We start from the raw sequence: 2,238 nt of genomic DNA, 5'->3' as shown, positions 1-2,238 counted from the left end.
GCGGCAGCCGGTGCAATAGTGGATTTCAATACGGGGTAGCAGGGGCGTGGTCATCGTGCGGCAGTGTCAGGGTAAAGCACGATGGTAGCCGATTGCGCGTCGCCGGGCATGCCCTTCCCTGACTGACTCTTTGCGTCCTGCATGGCAGGCGCCCCTCCATCGACTTTTTTATTCAGGTAAAACCTGGCGAAGGGTAAAGACAAGGCCTCGGGCGACGCGATCGGGCTGGCTAGGCGCCGACGCTTTGCAGTCTGCATGCCATTAGTATTTGGGTAAAGAAGTTTGTATGTTGTCGGACGATGCTGCATTGCACGATGTTACTTTCATGCAACGCCTAGGGAGATAGCCGGTAAAGCCTTGTGTTCTATGGATCTTTGTCGATGTGCGTATCCGCAGGCAGGGAGAATGAAGCAGGGCGAATGTAGCAGTCGCCGGTGAAGTGGCAAGAACTTGGATAATGGCGGCCGGCACAAATCTGTCATCTTTTCATCATGGCAACGTAACATTCCATATAGATACTTGTGCCATCAAAAACCATGATGGAGTGCATGATGAAGATCTCTGCCTTGTTGTCCAGCCTGATGGCCAGCTGTTTGATCCTGCCTGCTTACGCCGCGCAAACTCCGGCCTATCCCACGCTGAGTGGCAAGGCACCGCTGGTGATTGCCCACCGCGGTGCTTCGGGCTACCTGCCCGAGCACACGCTGGAAGCGTATGCCCGCGCCGTCGAACTGGGTGCAGACTATATCGAGCCGGATCTGGTCTCGACCAAGGATGGCGTATTGATTGCCCGTCATGAGCCCAACCTGAAAGACAGTACCGATGTGGCGAGCCGGCCAGAGTTTGCCGAGCGCAAAAAGAAGTGGCTGGTTGACGGGGTGGAGGAGGAGGGCTGGTTTGCGCCGGACTTTACCCTGGCCGAAATCAAGACCCTGCGTGCCGTTCAGCAGCGTGCTGACCGGCCACAGGAGTTCAACGGCCAGTTCTCGATTCCGACTTTCGAAGAAATTCTTGCTCTGCGTGAAAAACTCAGCAAACAGGCCGGGCGCGAGGTTGGTATCTACCCGGAAACCAAGCATCCAAGCTGGCATGCGGCCCAGCAACTGGCGCTGGAACCGGTCTTGCTGGCCAGCCTGAAAAAGCATGGCCTGAATCGCAAGAATGCCCCCGTGTTTATTCAGTCATTCGAGACGGCAAACCTGAAAGCCTTGCGCAAGCAGACACCGGTCAAACTGGTGTTTCTGCTGGACGGCAATGATGTGACGGTGGATGGCAAGATGGAGGCCGGCCGGCACGGCCACCCCGCCTTCGACTTCGCGCATGCGCATCACGCCGTTATCGTGGATATGGGTGTGCAGTTCGGCCTTTTTTGCGCGCGGAGTCTGGGCGCTAAGCAGGCGATCCGCCTGCTTGCCGGTGTTTTCGATAAGGAAATAGGCAGCGCCATTGACCGAGGCTGCCGGCATGACCCGGCTCCATGGGTGCTGGATGGTCAGATCGGCGCTGCGGGTTTCGTGCGCGATGGCCGTAAAAGGCAGGGTAGCGAGCAGGGCGGTAAGCAGCAGCTTGTTCATGGCGATTCTGTTCAGAGGGCAAAGATGAGCAGAAAAATATCACATTTGTCATCGAGAATGATGCGACACAATGTCGCAGGGGTGTTTTGTTGTGAGGGCGACAGCGGTTTTCGCGACAACGACGCCAGACTGGGCAGGGCGTGTAATCCGGATAGAATGCCGGCTTAGTCTCAACCCGTGCAAGCAAATGCTTGAGCAATTTTACCTGCAGTATCTGTTCGGTGGCCTGGTCAGTCTGATCGTCATCACCAATCCGCTATCCAAGATTCCGCTCTTTATCAGCCTGACGCGCGGCATGAGCGAGACCCAGCGTGCCGAGCAGGCACGCATGGCTTGCGTTTACGCCGCCGCCATCATGGCGGTATCGCTGATGGCGGGTAATCTGATCCTCGAATTCTTCGGTATTTCCTACGGCGCCTTGCGTATTGCCGGTGGCCTAGTGGTGGCGGTAATCGGTTATCGCATGCTGTTTTTGCCGCCGGACAGTGGCCACAATCACAAAATGGTGGAGGAAGAGGATTGTGCCTTCTTCCCTATCGCCATGCCCGGAATCAGCGGGCCGGGCACCATTGCGGTGGTGATCGGCCTGTCGACTGAAATTGCCGAGCTTTCCAGCTGGCCAGCCAAGGCCGCAGCCATGTTCATGACCTTGCTGGCCATTGCC

At 57.0% G+C, this 2,238-nt stretch carries 2 protein-coding genes; both read left to right on the top strand.

The genetic code is table 11. The features are described from left to right. Nucleotides 1-548 precede the first annotated feature (548 nt). Complete coding sequence (locus EGI20_RS17660; protein WP_498633026.1) at nucleotides 549-1,742, top strand: glycerophosphodiester phosphodiesterase family protein; 1,194 nt, start codon at nucleotides 549-551, stop codon at nucleotides 1,740-1,742. A 19-nt stretch (nucleotides 1,743-1,761) separates the two neighbouring features. Continuing rightward, on the top strand, nucleotides 1,762-2,238 hold a 477-nt coding region (locus EGI20_RS17655; RefSeq protein WP_498633025.1), incomplete at its 3' end, for a MarC family NAAT transporter.

It is taken from the genome of Aquitalea sp. S1-19 (assembly GCF_024343515.1).
This window is presented reverse-complemented; position numbering and strand designations above follow the sequence as displayed.